The organism is Clostridium sp. TJA020 (assembly GCF_058310295.1).
The window spans coordinates 626,387-644,310 of the sequence record NZ_JBZEFC010000001.1 but is presented as its reverse complement, the minus strand read 5'-3'; the positions used below and the strand labels follow the sequence as shown (position 1 = coordinate 644,310).

The following is a 17,924-nucleotide window of genomic DNA, read 5'->3' as shown; positions in this document are numbered from 1 at the left end:
TAAATAAGGGTGATTTTATGAGATTAAAAAAGATGGTTGATAGTTTTAATAATGCTATAGATGGGGTTATTTATACTGTTAGAACTCAAAGGAATATGAAAATTCATATGGTAGTTTCTGTATTAGTTCTTATAGGATGTTTATTTTTTGATGTTTCAAAAATAGAATTTTTAATTTTAGCAATAACTATATCTATGGTAATAAGTGCAGAGCTTTTTAATACAGCTATAGAATCAGTTGTTGATATGAACACAAATTATTATCATCCTTTAGCTAAGATAGCAAAAAATGTTGCGGCAGGAGCTGTAATAATTACAGCCATAAATGCTGTTGTAGTTGGTTATGTTATCTTTTGGGATAAATTGTCTAACTTTTCATTTATATTGCTTCATAAAATAAAGAGTTCAGAGCCTTATACAATATTTATATTATTAGTTGTAGTTTGTATTTTAACGATAATAGTAAAAGCTATATTTGGAGAAGGAACACCTCTTAAAGGTGGTATGCCAAGTGGACATAGTGCTTTAGCTTTTTCTATAGCTACTGCTATCTCTTTAATAACAGAAGAACCTATATGTATAGTTTTAAGTTTTATTATGGCACTTATTACAGCGCAAAGCAGGGTTGATTCTGAAGTACATTCTTCATTAGAAGTTTTAGTTGGAGCTATTTTTGGTATATTAGTTACACTACTTATATTTACGATATTTAATGGGTAAACATATATATATAACTTTTTAAATTTCATTATTAGTGATATAATATATAGCACATATAGTTAAATAGATTATACAATTTAAAGCGAGGGATTTTATATGGTTAATGAAAATTTAATAAAAGAAGCTATAAATGTAAGAGAAAAAGCATATTGTCCATATTCAAACTTTAAAGTTGGAGCAGCAGCTCTTTTTGAAGATGGAAATATATATACAGGATGCAATATAGAAAATGCATCATATGGAGCTACAAATTGTGCAGAACGTAGTGCTATCTTTAATGGAGTTTCTAAAGGAAATAGAGTTCTTAAAGCTCTTGCACTTATAGGAGATACAAATAGCTATACTTATCCTTGTGGAATTTGCAGACAGGTTATAACTGAATTTGCAGAAGACGAAAATATAAAAATTTATATAATAAAAAATGAAAATGACTATATAGAAAAAACTTTAGAAGAATTAATGCCAGGTTCCTTTACAAAGAAGGATCTAGAGTAACAGGAGGAAAAATGTTTAAATCAGGATTTGTTTCAATTGTAGGAAGACCAAATGTTGGAAAATCTACATTAATGAATTATATAATGGGTGAGAAGCTTTCAATAGTTTCTAATAAACCACAAACAACAAGAAATAATATACAGACAATATTAACAACAGATGATTATCAAATGATTTTCGTTGATACGCCAGGTATCCATAAGCCTAAACATAAGCTTGGAGAATATATGGTTAATTCAGCAAAGGAATCAACTAAAGATGTTGATTTAATTCTTTTCTTAACTAATCCAGGTGAGGAAATTGGAAGAGGAGATAAATTTATACTAGAATCATTAAGAGATAAAAAAGCTCCAGTTTTTTTAGTTATAAATAAAGTTGATGAATTTAGTAAAGAAACTGTAGCTAAAACATTAGTAGAGTTTTCAAAAGAATTTGATTTTAAAGAAATAATTCCTATATCAGCAATGAAAGGAAAAAATGTTGATAAATTATTAGAACTTATGGTAGCAGAATTACCAGAAGGTCCTAAATATTATCCGGAAGATATGATAACTGATGTTCAAGAAAGATTTGTAGTATCAGAAATAGTAAGAGAAAAGGCTCTTAGAACATTAAGAGATGAAGTTCCACATGGTATAGCAGTAGATGTAATACAAATGAAACAAAAAGAAAATGGAACTTATCATATTGAAGTTGACTTAATATGCGAAAAAGATTCTCATAAAGGAATAATAATAGGGAAAAATGGGCAATGTTTAAAAAGAATAGGTGAATCTTCAAGATATGAATTAGAAAGATTTTTAAGAAGCAAAGTTAATATAAAAATATGGGTTAAAGTAAGAAAAGAATGGAGAGACAACCAAATATTGCTTAAGGAACTTGGATATAAAAAGCTTAAGTAAATATTTGGAGGTTGATTTTAATTGTCTTTAATAAATACAAGAGGTGTTATTATTAAAGCTCTTGATTATAAAGAAAATGATAAGTTAATCTGGATTTACACTGAAGGATTAGGTAAAATTACAGCTGTAGCTAGGGGAGCAAAAAAAAGTAAGAGTGGTTTATTTGCAATTACACTTCCACTTTGCTATGGAGATTATACAATATTTAAAGGTAAAAATTTATCTAATATTCAAGAAGGTAAAATAATTAATTCATTTCAAGGCCTTATGAGTAACTTAGATAAGCTTACATATTCATCATATTTATGTGAGCTTATTGATATAGCATTAGTAGAGGGAGAGAGGAACTTATATCTTTACAAAGAGTTTATAACTACACTATATCTTTTAGATACTGATGCTATAGATTATGAGTTGCTTATAAGGTCCTTTGAATTAAAACTTTTAAAAGCTACTGGATATGGATTGGTATTAGACTATTGTGTAAATTGTAGAAAAAAAATAAATGTATCAAATTATATAAGTCTTTCTAATTTTGGAGGAGTTTGTGATGAATGCGAAAAAACTCATGGACTTTATGTTTCAAAGGGATGCTATAATTCATTAAAATTTTTATCTAATACTACTGCAGATAAAATTTTTAGACTTAATTTATCAAAAGATATAAAAAAAGAAATTGAGAGAGTTACAAGCTTTATAATATCATCAAATTATTCAAAAAAACCTAAAAGTTTAGAGATGCTAAATTACTTAAAGGAGTGATAATTTATGAAAGAAATTACTTTAGAAAAAGTAGACCAAATAAGAGAAAGAACAGGAGTTACTTATGAAGCTGCAAAAAAAGCATTAGAACTTAATGATGGGGATGTTTTAGAAGCTTTAATATATATAGAAAATAGTGTTGTAGTACCATTTGCTGAAGAAAATTCAAGTAAAAATGATAATGAAAAAAAATCATTAACTATTGATGAGCTTAAAACATGGTTAAAGGATATTATAGAAAAAGGAAATGTAAGTAGAATAAGGGTAAAAAAAGATAATGAGTTAATTGTAGATGTCCCAGTAAATGCTGGAATAGCAGCAACAGTTATAGCTGTTATTATTCCGCCTATACTAGCTTTTGGAGTAATTGCAGCTGTTGCAACTAAGTTAACTATTGAAATAATAAAATCTGATGGAAGTATTGAAGTTGTAAATAAGTATGTTGAAAGTACAGCCAAAGAAGTTAAGGGTAAGGCATTAAATTTTACTGAAATGGTTAAAGATAAAATAAATAGTACAAAAAATAAAAAGAACAAAACTAATGTTTATAGTGGAGAAGATACTGTATATACATATACAGTAAATTTTGATGATAAAGAATAATTAAAATACAAAATAATCAAAACTATAAAATTTTTAAGATAAAATCAATTAACAAGGAATATTTTATAAATTAATTACAAAAAAATGGGAAAAGCTATGACAAAAATGGAATTGAGTGGTATAATTATATTATAATTTCAAAAAATAACAATTTATTCAATATTCCTTGTATTAGAAAGAGGGATCGATTTTGAAATTGTCAGAAAGACAAGAGGAGATAATTAAGCTAGTAAAAGAAGGACAGCCTATAACTAGCGAAGCTTTAGCAGAGAAACTAGGGGTAACGAGAGCTGCCTTAAGAGCTGATCTTGCAATATTGACGATGATAGGTACATTAGATGCAAGACCTAAGGTTGGATATGTATACTCAAATAAACCAAAGAGTAGTTTAGTAAATGAATATATAAATGAAATAAAGGTTAAAGATATTATGTCCAAACCTTCTATAGTGAATGAAAGTACAACAGTTTACGATGCAATCGTATACTTGTTTTTGAATGATGTAGGAACTTTATTTGTTGAAAATGCAGGAGTTTTAACTGGTGCAGTTTCAAGAAAAGATTTTCTTAAAATTGCAATAGGAGGCACGGATATTCATAGAGTACCTGTAGGTGTGATAATGACTAGAATGCCTAACATAGTATGTGGCACAGTTGATGATCCAGCTTATGATATAGCAAAAAAAATAATAGAACATGAAATTGATAGTATTCCAATTGTTGAAAAAATTATGGTAGAAGATAAAGAACAATACAAAATAGTGGGTAAAGTGTCAAAAACTAACGTTACAAGGTTATTTGTTAAACTAGGGAATAATAAATAATTAAACTTAGCTAACTACGGTAATATTGCCGATAGTATAGATAACATTAGTATTGAACGGAGGAGTATTGAGATGGAAAAAAAGTACGTTTATCTTTTTAAGGAAGGAAATGCGTCAATGAAAAATTTGCTAGGTGGAAAGGGTGCCAATCTAGCGGAAATGTCAAGTCTTGGAGTACCAGTTCCACAAGGATTTACAGTTACAACAGAGGCTTGTAATAAATATTATGAAGATGGGAAAATAATTGCGTCTTCAATAATAGAAGAAATAGAAAAATCTATGAAGGAATTAGAAAAAGTTACTGGAAAGGAGTTTGGAAGTACTGAAAATCCACTTCTTGTTTCAGTAAGATCAGGGGCTAGGGTTTCAATGCCTGGTATGATGGATACCATATTAAATCTTGGGTTAAATGATGCTTCTGTTGAGGCTATGGCAAAGGCTACAAATAATCCTAGATTTGCTTATGATTCATATAGAAGATTTATTCAAATGTTCTCAGATGTTGTTATGGGAATTGAAAAGAGGTTATTTGAAAATAAAATTGATGAAATGAAAGAGCGTAATGGAGTTGAATTTGATACAGAGTTAACTGCAGAGGATTTAAAAGAGCTTGTTTCAATGTATAAACAAATATATGTAAAAGAAAAAGGGGAAGAATTCCCTCAAGATCCAAAAACACAATTAATTGAAGCGGTAACTGCTGTATTTAGATCATGGAATAATCCAAGAGCTATAGTATATAGAAGATTAAATGATATACCAGGTGAATGGGGAACAGCAGTAAATGTTCAAGAAATGGTATTTGGTAATAAAGGAGAAACTTCAGGAACAGGAGTTGTATTCTCAAGAAATCCAGCAAATGGAGAAAATGAAATTTATGGAGAATATTTAATGAATGCCCAAGGAGAAGATGTTGTTGCAGGAATAAGAACACCTCTTCCTATAAAGAAACTAGAAGAACAAAATCCTAAAATATATAAAGAATTTGTTGACATAGTTAACATATTAGAAAAGCATTATAAAGATATGCAAGATATGGAAATAACAATTGAAGAAGGAAAATTATATTTCCTTCAAACTAGAAATGGTAAAAGAACAGCTCAATCAGCACTTAAGATTGCAGTTGACTTAGTAGATGAAGGTATGATTTCAAAAGAAGAGGCAATACTTAAAGTTGAGCCAAAACAATTAGATACACTTCTTCATCCAACGTTTTATGATGATGATTTAAAGAAAGCAAATCCTATAGCAAAAGGATTACCTGCATCACCAGGTGCTGCATGTGGTAAAATAGCATTTACTGCAGAAGAAGCAAAAGAGAGAGCAGCAAATGGAGAACAAGTAGTTTTAGTTAGACTTGAAACATCACCAGAAGATATAGAAGGTATGATAGCAGCAGAAGGAATACTTACTGTTAGAGGAGGTATGACTTCACATGCAGCTGTTGTAGCTAGAGGAATGGGAACTTGTTGTGTTGCAGGATGCGGAGATTTAAAAGTAAATGAAGAAAATAAGACTTTAGAAGTTAATGGAAAAGTTTATACTGATAAAGATTATATTTCAATAGATGGAACTACTGGAAATGTATATGGAGAAAAAATAAAAACAGTTACTCCAGAAATAACAGGATACTTTAAAACTTTCATGGAGTGGGTTGATGAAATAAGAGCATTAAAGGTTAGAACTAATGCTGATACTCCAAGAGATGCTAAACAAGCTGTAGAATTTGGAGCAGAAGGAATAGGTCTTTGTAGAACAGAGCATATGTTCTTTGCTGAAGATAGAATTTTAGCTGTTAGAGAAATGATAATAGCTAAAACAGTAGAAGAAAGAAGAAAAGCACTTAATAAAATACTTCCAATGCAAAGAGCAGATTTTATAGGAATATATGAAGCGCTTAAAGGTATGCCAGCTACAATAAGACTTTTGGATCCACCACTACATGAATTCTTACCTCATACTGATGAAGATATGAAAGCATTAGCTAAAGAATTAAATATTGATGTATCAGAAATAAAAAATGCTGTAGAGAGTAAACATGAATTTAATCCAATGATGGGACATAGAGGTTGTCGTCTTGCAGTAACTTATCCTGAAATTGCAGAAATGCAAACAAGAGCAATTATTGAAGCTGCAATAGCTGTTAATGTTGAAAGAGGATATAATGTAATACCAGAAATTATGATTCCATTAGTTGGAGAACTTAAAGAATTAAAATATGTTAAAGATGTAGTTGTTAAAACAGCAGAATTAGTTATGGATGAAAAAGGAACTAAGATAGAATACAAAGTTGGAACTATGATAGAAATTCCAAGAGCTTGTATTACTGCTGATGAAATAGCAAAAGAAGCAGAATTCTTCTCATTTGGTACAAATGATTTAACTCAAATGACTTTCGGATTTTCAAGAGATGATGCAGCTAAATTCTTAGGTTCATATTATGAAAAAGGAATTTATGAGCAAGATCCATTTGCAAAACTTGATCAAAATGGAGTTGGACAATTAGTTAAAATGGCAGTAGATAAAGGTAAATCAACAAGAGAAAATATAAAACTTGGTATATGTGGAGAACATGGTGGAGATCCTTCATCTGTTGAATTCTTCCATAATATAGGTTTAGATTATGTATCTTGTTCACCATTTAGGGTTCCACTTGCAAGACTTGCAGCAGCTCAAGCACAAGTAAAGAATAAAAGATAATTAATAAAGTCCTAGAGAATTTATTCTCTAGGGCTTTTTTAAAGTTTAAATCCATATTCAGATTCTATTCTAGGTATTATTTCATTAATGAATTTAAGATGAAAATAAGTTTTATCATTAGATTTTTGTAGAAGAGCAAAAAATGCATCTTTATTGCATTTATTTAAGTTTTTATAATAATCTCTTGATATTTTCCAAAATTTTTGTGGAAAGGCAACATATGCTAAAATATATCTTAAATCAGAAGGGGTAAGATTAGTTATATTATTGTATTCTCTTAATAGTGATAAGGTAAGTTCTATATCAAAACAGGTTGTATCTCGTCTTAAAAGCCTTCTAAGAAAATATCCAAAATCTCTAGCAGAATAATCAAATCTACATTTATCTAAATCTATTACCCATATATTAGAATTGTAATCAAATATAATATTTTTATTTACATAATCACCGTGGCATAAAGATTTAGATAATTCATTATTATTTATATTTGATGTTAAATATAATGAAGCTTTAGCAAGTTCTAAGTTATCATCAAAGGTTTTTATATATTCATTAGAAAATTTATCTGATGATTTAGAAGCTAAGTTATAAAATGATAATAACTGTTCAAAATGCTTTGTTGTAGATATGTAATAATCAGAAAGGCCTATGCGATTTTCACTTCCAGGTATAGGTTTAAATTTTCTTGAGTAAGAATGAATTCCAGCAAGCTGTCTTATTGAGATTACTAAATGATCTAAATTGTCAAAATCACATTTAACACCATCTATCCAAGGGGTGAGAATGAAAAACATATTTTTAAATTTAACATATTTCTCTTTAGATAAAGTATTTAAAAGAGTTGGTGTTTTTATTCCATTTTTCCATAACCACTCTAAAGCAGAATAAACAAAAAGTAAATTTTTTTCATCAAAATAAACTTTTTTTAAGCAGTAGGAAACACCAGACTTATTTATTTTATAAACTGCTCTTTGTTTATCTGTATCTTTAAATTTTATTATTTCAATATTAGCATCATCTAATCCATAATGAATCAAAATATTTTTTTTTATATTTTCTTCTGAAAATATATCTTTACATTTATTTTTATACTTTTTGCTCATTAAATAATCTCCTTAAATACATTGCTTATTATTAAATTTATTTTACTTGTCAACATTTAATTTTTATTTTTTGTATTTGTTATTACTATATTTATTATAAAGTTTATCTAAATAGAATAATAATAAATTTAAAATTTTTGCAAATACTAAGGTGAATTAATAAATAAAGGATTTTAAAGATATATATAGAATTATTTAATTAGAGGTGAATTATGTGTATATAAGAGAAAAAATTGAGAATTTTGAAAGGTTGACATTAAGAAAAGAGGCGAAGTATTCTTCAGAAAGTCTAGGAAGAAAAATCAATGAAAAAAATGACAGCATAAGAACTTGTTTTATGGTAGATAGAGATAGAATAATACATTCTAAAGCGTTTAGAAGACTTAAAGATAAAACACAAGTATATATAAGAACTAATGGGGATCATTACAGAAGAAGGTTAACACACACTTTAGAAGTTTCACAAATTGCAAGAACTATAGGAATAGGGATAGGTCTTAATGAGTATTTAATAGAAGCTATAGCATTAGGGCATGATTTAGGCCATGTTGCATTTGCGCATAATGGAGAAGAAGTTTTAAATGATTTTTTAAAGGGTGGATTTAGACACAATGAGCAAAGCGTTAGAGTTGTTGAAAAGTTAGAAAGGGATGGAAGAGGTTTAAATTTAACTAAAGAAGTTTTAGATGGAATTATAAATCATAGTGGTCTTTCAAAAAATAAAAAAAATAATGCATTTACTTTAGAAGGGATAGTTGTTAAATATTCTGATAAAATTGCATATTTAAATCATGATATAGATGATTCTATAAGAGCAAATATGTTAAGGGAAGAGGAACTTCCAAAAGAAGTTATTAAAGTTTTAGGTAATAATCATTCTACTAGAATTGAAAGTTTAGTAACAGATTTTATAAATGAATCTAATAAAAACTTAGAAAATGGAATTTTAAAAGTAGGTCTTAGCAAAGAAAAAGATGAAGCTATGATAGAACTTAGAAAATTTATGTTTAAAAATATTTATTTAGGTGAAATTTTAAAGATAGAGAGGGATAAAGCTAAATTTATATTAGAACATATAATAAATTATTATATGAAAAATCCAAATAAAATGCCTAAGCTTTATTCAGAAATTGTTGAAAGGGAAGGATTAGAAAGAGGAGTTTGTGATTATATAGCTGGTATGAGTGATGATTATTGTTTAAATAAATTTAATGAAATTTATGTTCCAAAACTAGTTATATACTAAAAAAAGGAATAAAAAATACAAATTAAGGAAAAATAAATTTGTATACAAAAGAAGGAATTTGAATATTTAAGAAGAATATGTATAAAAAGAGCAACAAAATATAATATTCTACAAAAAATGTTTATAATAAAAGAAGGGATAAGCAAAAAAATGTCGAATATAAAATAAGTTGCATAAAAAAGCTGAGGAGGGAGAGAGCTCCTTGCGTATTACAGAAGAAACTATTGAAAGAATTAAACAAGAGAATGATATTGTTGATGTTATTTCAGATGTAGTAAAACTTAAAAGATCAGGTAGAAATTACATGGGACTTTGTCCGTTCCATAATGAAAAATCACCTTCCTTTAGTGTTTCTCAAGATAAACAAATCTACAAATGTTTTGGATGTGGAGAAGCTGGCAATGTACTTACATTTGTTATGAAACAAAAAAATCTAAATTTTATTGAAGCGTGTAAGTTACTTGCAGAGAGAGCTAATATTCCTTTAAGTCTTGGAAATGGTGAAGAAAGTAAGGTTGTTAAAAAGAAAAATCTTTTATATAAGGTTAATGTAGCAGCAGCTAGATATTTTTTTTCTAACCTTCAAAGAGATTCAAAAGCTAAAGAATATTTCAGTAATAGGGGAATTAAAGATTTAACTATAAAGAGGTTTGGGCTTGGTTATTCAAAAGATGGATGGCAAAATCTAAGATATTATCTAAATAAGCAAGGATTTAGTGATGAATTAATTCTTGAGGCAGGTCTTATTATAAGAAGTCAAAAAGGAACATTATATGATAGGTTCAGAAATAGAGTAATGTTTCCAGTATTTAATATAAAAGGAGATGTTATAGGTTTTGGTGGGAGAGTTTTAGATGACTCTAAACCCAAATATTTAAATTCTCCAGAGACCTTAGTATTTCAAAAAGGAACTAATTTATATGGATTAAACTTTGCTATAAAAAATAAGTTAGAAGATAGGTATTTTATAATAGTTGAAGGGTATATGGATTTAATATCTCTTCATCAATATGGAATAACTAATGTAGTTGCATCTTTAGGAACTGCATTAACTGTAAATCAAGCACGTCTTCTTAAAAGATATGCAGATAAAGTGATTATCTCTTATGATGCAGATGTTGCAGGTCAAACAGCTACAATTAGAGGACTTGATATACTAAGGGAAGCAGGATTTGATGTTAGGGTATTACAAATACCTCAGGGAAAAGATCCAGATGAGTTTGTAAGAAGCAATGGAAAGGATGCTTTCTTAAAACTTGTTAATAATGCTGAAGATTTAATATCTTATAAGCTAAAAAGAGCAAAAGAGGGAATAAACTTTAAAGAAAAAACTTCTCTTATAGAATATGGTGATAGAGTTACTGAAATACTAGCAAAGTTAAATCCTGTAGAAAAAGATATTTACGTAAAAAGTATATCAGAAGATACAGGAATAAAGGAGCAATCCTTATATGATTTAATTGCTATAAATAGAAATACGAAAACTGATGATTTAGTGAATAAAAAGGAAGAATTTGGAACAAAATTATATGTAGAACCTGGTTATTTAAAAGCTGAAAAAGCATTAATAAAATTAATGTTAGATGAAGATTTTTATGGAGAAATAGTTAATAATATTTCCTCTGAGGATCTAATTTCTAATTCTTACTCTAAAATTTTTAATCTTATTAAAGATGGAAAAGAAAAAGGATTAAAAGATATTACTTTACATGTTGAAGCTGGGTGTGATGATATAGAATCTTCTAAGGAATGGGTAAAAATAAAAGAATTCCAAGTTTTAAAAGCTACGGATAAACAAAGACTAATATTAGATTACATAAAAGAGGTTAAGAGTTTTAAATTAAAGAGAGAAATTGATAAGCTTAAAAAGAAGCAAAAAGAATTAGCTGAAAAAGGATTAATAGAAGATTCAATAAAAATTGCACTAGAATTAAATAAATTAAATAGTGAATTAAAAAAGGGCGAGAGAGATTAAATGGTCATGACGGAAGGAGGTAACAAATTATGGCAGGAAAAACAAAAGTTAAAGGTAAAGAAGAAAAAAAAGATAGAAATCAAAAAATGGTTGTAGTTAAAAATTTAATAGATAAAGGGAAAAAGAATGGTTCCTTAACTTATAAAGAAATTATGGATGAAATAGACAATATTGAATTAAGTCCAGAACAAATAGAAAAAATATATGAAGTATTAGAATCAATGGGAATAGAAGTAACTGGGGAACCACATGCAGAAGTTGAAGAGGCTGAAGAAGAATTAGATTTAAGTGTACCAGAAGGTATAGCTATAGATGACCCTGTTAGAATGTATTTAAAAGAAATTGGAAAAGTACCTTTATTATCTTCAGAAGAAGAAATTAAACTTGCAAATCAAATTGAAGAAGGAAGTCAATATGCTAAGAAAAAGCTTGCAGAAGCAAACCTTAGACTTGTTGTAAGTATTGCTAAAAGATATGTAGGAAGAGGCATGCTTTTCCTAGATCTTATACAAGAAGGTAATTTAGGTCTTATAAAAGCTGTAGAAAAATTTGATTATAGAAAAGGATTTAAATTTTCAACTTATGCTACTTGGTGGATAAGACAGGCGATTACAAGAGCTATTGCAGATCAAGCAAGAACTATAAGAATACCAGTTCATATGGTTGAAACTATAAATAAACTTATAAGAGTTCAAAGACAATTACTTCAAGAATTAGGTAGAGATCCATTCCCAGAAGAAATTTCAAAAGTTATGGATTTACCTGTTGAAAAGGTCAGAGAAATTCAAAAAATAGCTCAAGAGCCAGTTTCACTTGAAACACCAATAGGAGAAGAAGAAGATAGCCATTTAGGAGATTTTATACCAGATGATGATGCTTTAGCTCCAGCTGAAGCAGCTGCGTTTACAATGCTAAAAGAACAACTTATAAATGTATTAGATACTTTAACTCCAAGAGAAGAAAAAGTATTAAGACTTAGATTTGGTTTAGATGATGGAAGAGCAAGAACTCTAGAAGAAGTTGGTAAAGAGTTCAACGTAACTAGAGAAAGAATTAGACAAATAGAAGCAAAAGCTTTAAGAAAATTAAGACATCCATCAAGAAGTAAAAAACTTAAGGACTATTTAGATTAGTCTTAAAATAGCACCAAAATGTGGTGCTATTTTAATTTTAAATTTATGATATAATATATACTTAAAACAAAAGAAAATAAATCATCATTAGGAAATAGGAGAATACATATGGAATTAAGTAAAAGATTAAATTTAATAGCTAATTATATTGATAAGTGCGAAACTTTAGTAGATGTTGGAACTGACCACGGATATATTCCTATATATGCAGTATCAAAAAATATATGCCAAAAGTCTATTGCCACAGATATAAATAAAGATCCTTTAGATAAAGCAAAGCTAAATTCAATATTTGAAGGAGTAGATGAAAATGTTGAGGTTAGACTAGGAGGCGGTCTTGATCCTATAAAAAAAGGAGAAGCACAAGGATTAGTTATAGCTGGAATGGGAGGGAATTTAATAAGAGATATACTTGAAGCTGATAAAGAAAAAGCTAAAGGTTTTGAATTTATAATACTTCAACCAGCTCAAAATCCAGAAGTATTAAGAGAATACCTTTATACAAATGGTTATGAGGTAATTGAAGAAGATTTATGTATAGATGAAGAAAAATATTATGAGTTATTTAAAGTTAGGGTTAAAGATGGGGAAGTTACAGAATTAGATAAAATATATTATGAAATTAGCCCTAAGTTATTAAGAGATAAGCATCCAGTAATGAAAGAATACATAAATTCTAAAATTGAAAAGTATAATAAAATTTTAAATTTCATAGATGATGATACAGAAAGTGCTATAGAAAGAAAAAAAGAATTAAAAGAAAAGGTAGATATATTAAATAATTTAGCTCAATATATAAATAATTAATATTTGGAGATGAGATTTATGAGTATAAAAGTTAAAGATATAAAAAAATTTATGAATGAAATAGCTCCAGAAGTACTTAAAGAAGATTTTGATAATGTAGGTCTTATGGTTGGGGATGAAGAAAAAGAAGTTTCTAAGATTTTATTAGCTCTTGATTGTACAAATAATGTAATAAAAGAGGCTATTGAAAATAAATGTGATATGATAATAACACATCATCCATTAATATTTAGAAAACCAAATAGAATAGTTAAAAATGATTTGCTTGGAAATAAAATAATTGAACTTATAAAAAATGATATATCTCTTTATTCAAGTCATACTAATTTAGATTCAGTTCAAAATGGAATAAATGATAAGATAGTAAAAATATTAGGGTTTGATTCTGATATGATAATAGAAAAATCAAAAAATAGTGAGTTTTCTGAAGCTGGACTTGGTAGAATCGTAAGTTTAAAAGATAATTTAAAAGTAGAAGATTTAGTTGCTTTAATAAAAGAAAAACTTGGTATTCAAAGTTTAAGAGTTGTTACAGGAAATGAATATGTAAAAAAATTAGCTATAATAAATGGTAGTGGACAAGATTTTATAAGTGAATCAGTAAATTTAGGAGCAGATTGTATAATAACAGGAGATACTACATATCATTTTGCATCTGATTATAAAGAACTTGGAATAACTATAATAGATGCAGGACATTTTGGGACTGAATGGTTAGCTTTTTTAGAGGCAATAAAACCATTAAAAGATAAATTTATGGAAATAAAGTTTATAGAATCTAAAGTTAATAAAGATCCATATACATTTGTTTAGTTAACAAATGAGTTATATCATCATATATTAAATAATAATAATGTTTAATGGATGGTGCTATGGGTAAGAAGTCAAAGTATAAGATGAATAGTGAAAGTAATGGCTTTAATAAATTTATGAGCGGATTTAGAAATTTAGGATCAAGGGGGAAATCTCCTTTTAATGAATTTAAAAAATCAATCTTTTTTTGTTGGTTTACTCCAGCAAAATGTTGTGTTTGTGGTGCAATGGTTTGTGCATTATTATTATTTGGAGTTGGATTAACTGGAGTAGTTATAATGGCATTATTGCTTATAATATTACTTTTACTTTGTGAGTTGTAAAAAATTTCATTTGTAAAATGAAAAAATATATGATAGTATATACAATGTGAGTAAGACGTGCAATCGCTGCTAGCCTTAGAGCTAGGAGAGGAAAGTCGGAGCTCCATAGGGCAGGGTGCTGGCTAACGGCCAGTCGAGGCGACTCGAAGGATAGTGCAACAGAAATATACCGCCTATTTTTAGGTAAGGATGGAAAGGCGAGGTAAGAGCTCACCAGCATAATGGAGACATTATGGCTATGTAAACCCCACTTGGAGCAAGACCGAGAAAGAAACATTTTGGGGCTGCCCGTCCCGTTTCGTGGTGTGTCGCTTGAGCTTACTAGCAATAGTAAGCCTAGATAGATGATTGCTTAATACAGAACTCCGCTTATGGCTTATCTCATATATGAAAAACACTAGGGTATTACCTAGTGTTTTTCTTTTTATGTTTAAAATTAAAAAAAATTTAAAAGGAAATTTTCTTTAAATATTTAATATAATGATATTATTTTTATATTGATATTATGGAAGGAGAAGAGTATATGTTTAATTCAAAAAAAGAAATAAATTTTTATAAATTAATTTGGATATTTATGATAGGTTCGATTTTAGGATATGCTGTGGAAATGATTTGGTGTTTCATAAGAAATGGGTATTTTGAAAGTAGACAAGGGTTATTATATGGTCCATTTAGTCCTGTATATGGTATAGGTTGTGTTCTTTGTACAATACTTTTATATAAAATTGCAAAATGGGATGGATTTATAATATTTTTAATAAGTGCAGTTTTAGGTGGTTTTTTTGAGTATACTTGTTCATGGGTACAGCAAAAGATGGTAGGAACAATATCATGGGATTATACAAGTAAAGCACTTAGCATTAATGGAAGAACAAGTATTGAATATTGTGTATTTTGGGGAATATTAGGATTATTTTTTATAAAAGAAATATATCCTTTATTTAATAAAATTATTAATCATTTTTCAAATAAAACAATAAAAATTTGGACTTATATTTTTATAATAATTATGGTACCTAATATAATATTATCTGCACTTGCTGTAAGAAGAGAAGTTGCAAGAATAAATCACGTTAAAGCTAATAATGCAATAGATAGATTTTTAGATGAGCATTATCCAAATTCATATTTGAAGAAAGTATATCCAAATATGATTTTTCCAAAATAGAAAAATAAGTAATTTTAAAAAGCATTAATATTTTATATATTAATGTTTTTTTGTTTATTTGTTGAAAAAATATAAACTATGCATATCTTATATATAGATAAATATTTTATTAATTTAAGTATTTACTAAAGTTAAAAAGGAGGGTTTATATGAAAATAGCAATAAGGGCAGGGCACACTTTTTCAGTACCAGGTTCTAAAGGAATATTAGATGAAACAAAAGAAAATAGAAATATAAAAGATTCAATTATTAAATATTTAAAAATTGCAAAAATAGATGTTGTAGATTTAACTCCAAGTGATTCTTATAAAACTGTCGGAGAAGAATTAGCCTATGGAGTAAATAAGGCTAATGAGTTAAAAGTAGATTTATTTGTGAGTTGTCATTTTAATAAAGCATATAATAAATATGATGGTGCTATAGGATCAGAAGTGCTCACTTATAATGATAATTTTATAGAGGCAAAAAGAGTAGTAGATAATTTAGGGAAACTTGGATTTAAAAATAGAGGAATTAAAAATAATAAAAATCTTTATGAACTTAAGCATACAATTATGAAGGCTATGATAATAGAGGTTTGTTTTGTAGAAGCTGTTAAAGATGTACAACTATATAAAGCTTTAGGTTATGATAAAATAGGTAAAAATATAGCAGAAGGATTAATAGGAAAAGAAATAGTAGTAGAAGAAAATAAGTCTAATATAAGTATAACTAAACCTTTATGGCAAGAATCTATAAGTGGAGAAGAAGTTAAAAAACTTCAATTAGAGTTGAACAAACAATTTAATAAGGGTCTTAATATAGATGGGTATTTTGGAGAGAAAACATTAGATGCTTGTATAATATTAAGAAAATATAGCAGTGGTAATATAACTAAGTTGATTCAAAAAAGGCTTTTAGTTAATAAATATAGTTTAAGTCCTTATGGGGTAGATGGATATTTTGGAGATGTTACAGAAAGGGAAATAAGATTATTTCAGAAAAATAATGGATTATTAGTTGATGGAATAGTTGGAAAGAATACTTGGAAGGCTTTATATAAGAAATAAAAAATAGCCAAGCTTTTATTAGCTTGGCTATTTTTTTACCATTCATTTGGATAAGCTATTATAGTTACTGTAACTTGTTGTCTACCAAACTGAGTACATTCGGCTTCTGAATTCATAAATAAATCAATTATATTTCCTTTAATGGCACCACCAGTATCTGATGCAATTGCATATCCATAACCACTTACATAAACTTTACTTCCTAAAGGAATAACATTTGGATCTACAGCTACTGTACTTATACCATTTGGATCTCTAACTGGCTTTAACCCCATAGCAGTAGTAGTATGACCCGAATAGGCTGTAGCTTCCATTGATAAAGTTTTTTTACCGCTAGATGGTTTGCTAGGTGTATTAGAATTATTATTTGGAGTAGCAGGTGTTTTTTCTGCTTCTTTCTTTTTGCTAATTAAGTCATTTCCTTTTGAAATATAAGATTTAGCTTCATCTATAACTGATGATGTAGATATTTGAGGTAATAATTGTTTTAATGTTTCAACTGCATTTTGTAAATCGTTAATTGATGAAGAAGATGAATTTATAGTATTTATTGGATAAGAAATAAGTTTTAATTCATTTTCTTTTATAACTGATTCAACTTGTGCTTTTTGAGAATCAAATTTAGCCTTAGCTTCTTTAAGTTCACTTTGTTTAGAAACAACGGTTTTTAAATTTTTAGAGTTTTCATCATTAAGCTTTAATATTTCACTTTTTTGGTTTATCAAATTTTTTATATCATTTTGTAAGTTGTTTTCATTAGTTTTTAGTTCATTAATTGTATCATTATCAGCACTTACAAGTTTTTCAACTGCTTCAATTCTACCAACTAAATCACTTAGCCCTTTTGACTGAAATAGAAAAGTAATATATGATGAAATGGAGTAGCTACCAGATTTATAAGCGGAACGCAATCTTTGTGATAAGATAGCTTGTCCTTTAGCTATATCTTCTTTTGTTTCATCTATTTTACCTTTTGTAGTATCAATTTCTTTTTCGATTGAATTAATTTTTACTTTATTGTTATCAATGCTCGTATTTATTTTATTTATTTCTGAATCTAAATTTGCTATTTTATTATCTAAATTTTTAATTTCCTCACTTAGTTGTTTGTACTCAGCTTTACTTTTTTCTATGTTATCTTTTGGATCTGCAAATGCAGGAAGTGCCAAATTTATAGTTAAAGCTAACATAGCAAAAAAACATATCAATATTTTTTTCATATGAATACCTCCTTTAGAAGAAAACCCGATATTAAGTAGTATTATAGCACAATAATAAAAAATGAGGAAATTAATTTCAATTA

The 17,924-nt window shown here is 27.9% G+C and carries 17 protein-coding genes and 1 other RNA gene; 16 read left to right on the top strand and 2 right to left on the bottom strand.

Translation table 11 applies throughout. From position 1 onward, the window contains the following. Nucleotides 1-17 precede the first annotated feature (17 nt). The 7 genes from AC4FQ1_RS03370 (at nt 18) to ppdK (ending at nt 7,004) form a co-directional block, all read left to right on the top strand. Nucleotides 18-719, top strand: coding sequence for a diacylglycerol kinase (locus AC4FQ1_RS03370; RefSeq protein ID WP_491168924.1), 702 nt, complete (start codon nt 18-20; stop codon nt 717-719). 96 nt (nt 720-815) lie between these two features. After that, on the top strand, nt 816-1,214 hold the full coding sequence (locus tag AC4FQ1_RS03365) for a cytidine deaminase (RefSeq protein WP_303128556.1): 399 nt from the start codon (nt 816-818) through the stop codon (nt 1,212-1,214). 11 nt (nt 1,215-1,225) lie between these two features. Then, a complete protein-coding gene (gene era, locus AC4FQ1_RS03360; protein WP_303128558.1) occupies nt 1,226-2,116 on the top strand; it encodes a GTPase Era in 891 nt (296 codons plus the stop codon). Nucleotides 2,117-2,137: 21 nt separating this feature from the next. After that, on the top strand, nt 2,138-2,878 hold the full coding sequence (gene recO, locus AC4FQ1_RS03355; protein ID WP_491168923.1) for a DNA repair protein RecO: 741 nt from the start codon (nt 2,138-2,140) through the stop codon (nt 2,876-2,878). A gap of 6 nt (nt 2,879-2,884) precedes the next feature. Next, nucleotides 2,885-3,481, top strand: a complete 597-nt coding sequence (locus AC4FQ1_RS03350; protein WP_491168922.1) for a DUF4342 domain-containing protein — start codon at nt 2,885-2,887, stop codon at nt 3,479-3,481. 190 nt (nt 3,482-3,671) lie between these two features. Continuing rightward, on the top strand, nt 3,672-4,304 hold the full coding sequence (gene ccpN / locus AC4FQ1_RS03345) for a transcriptional regulator CcpN (RefSeq protein WP_303128565.1): 633 nt from the start codon (nt 3,672-3,674) through the stop codon (nt 4,302-4,304). Between the two features lie 72 nt (nt 4,305-4,376). After that, a complete protein-coding gene (gene ppdK, locus AC4FQ1_RS03340; protein ID WP_491168921.1) occupies nt 4,377-7,004 on the top strand; it encodes a pyruvate, phosphate dikinase in 2,628 nt (875 codons plus the stop codon). Between the two features lie 38 nt (nt 7,005-7,042). On the opposite strand, the gene AC4FQ1_RS03335 is transcribed toward ppdK, so the two are convergent. Continuing rightward, nucleotides 7,043-8,107 carry a CotS family spore coat protein gene (locus tag AC4FQ1_RS03335; protein WP_491168920.1) on the bottom strand — a complete coding sequence of 355 codons (1,065 nt, stop codon included), beginning with the start codon at nt 8,105-8,107 and terminating at the stop codon, nt 7,043-7,045. A gap of 214 nt (nt 8,108-8,321) precedes the next feature. Here AC4FQ1_RS03335 and AC4FQ1_RS03330 point away from each other — a divergent pair, with 214 nt between their 5' ends. The 9 genes from AC4FQ1_RS03330 to AC4FQ1_RS03290 all read left to right on the top strand — a co-directional run bounded on the left by AC4FQ1_RS03330 (nt 8,322) and on the right by AC4FQ1_RS03290 (nt 16,621). Further along, nucleotides 8,322-9,353 carry a deoxyguanosinetriphosphate triphosphohydrolase gene (locus AC4FQ1_RS03330; RefSeq protein WP_491146782.1) on the top strand — a complete coding sequence of 344 codons (1,032 nt, stop codon included), beginning with the start codon at nt 8,322-8,324 and terminating at the stop codon, nt 9,351-9,353. 202 nt (nt 9,354-9,555) lie between these two features. Next, nucleotides 9,556-11,328: a DNA primase gene (dnaG, locus tag AC4FQ1_RS03325; RefSeq protein WP_491146783.1), complete on the top strand. Its 1,773-nt coding sequence runs from the start codon at nt 9,556-9,558 to the stop codon at nt 11,326-11,328. A 29-nt stretch (nt 11,329-11,357) separates the two neighbouring features. Then, on the top strand, nt 11,358-12,461 hold the full coding sequence (gene rpoD / locus AC4FQ1_RS03320) for an RNA polymerase sigma factor RpoD (RefSeq protein ID WP_303128578.1): 1,104 nt from the start codon (nt 11,358-11,360) through the stop codon (nt 12,459-12,461). 108 nt (nt 12,462-12,569) lie between these two features. Then, the gene (locus AC4FQ1_RS03315; protein ID WP_491146784.1) at nt 12,570-13,268 is read left to right on the top strand and encodes a tRNA (adenine(22)-N(1))-methyltransferase; all 699 of its coding nucleotides are present in this window, start codon (nt 12,570-12,572) and stop codon (nt 13,266-13,268) included. A gap of 18 nt (nt 13,269-13,286) precedes the next feature. After that, entirely contained in the window at nt 13,287-14,081 is a 795-nt protein-coding gene (locus tag AC4FQ1_RS03310; protein ID WP_491146785.1) for a Nif3-like dinuclear metal center hexameric protein, read from the top strand. 59 nt (nt 14,082-14,140) lie between these two features. Beyond that, on the top strand, nt 14,141-14,404 hold the full coding sequence (locus AC4FQ1_RS03305) for a hypothetical protein (protein ID WP_491146786.1): 264 nt from the start codon (nt 14,141-14,143) through the stop codon (nt 14,402-14,404). Nucleotides 14,405-14,451: 47 nt separating this feature from the next. After that, nucleotides 14,452-14,792: RNase P RNA component class A (gene rnpB / locus AC4FQ1_RS03300), an RNA gene on the top strand. Between the two features lie 135 nt (nt 14,793-14,927). After that, on the top strand, nt 14,928-15,572 hold the full coding sequence (locus tag AC4FQ1_RS03295; RefSeq protein ID WP_491168919.1) for a putative ABC transporter permease: 645 nt from the start codon (nt 14,928-14,930) through the stop codon (nt 15,570-15,572). A 149-nt stretch (nt 15,573-15,721) separates the two neighbouring features. Next, complete coding sequence (locus AC4FQ1_RS03290; RefSeq protein ID WP_491168918.1) at nt 15,722-16,621, top strand: N-acetylmuramoyl-L-alanine amidase; 900 nt, start codon at nt 15,722-15,724, stop codon at nt 16,619-16,621. A 35-nt stretch (nt 16,622-16,656) separates the two neighbouring features. Here the strand turns inward: AC4FQ1_RS03290 and AC4FQ1_RS03285 are convergent, their stop codons facing one another. Beyond that, nucleotides 16,657-17,841: a 3D domain-containing protein gene (locus tag AC4FQ1_RS03285; RefSeq protein WP_303128710.1), complete on the bottom strand. Its 1,185-nt coding sequence runs from the start codon at nt 17,839-17,841 to the stop codon at nt 16,657-16,659. Nucleotides 17,842-17,924: the final 83 nt, after the last annotated feature.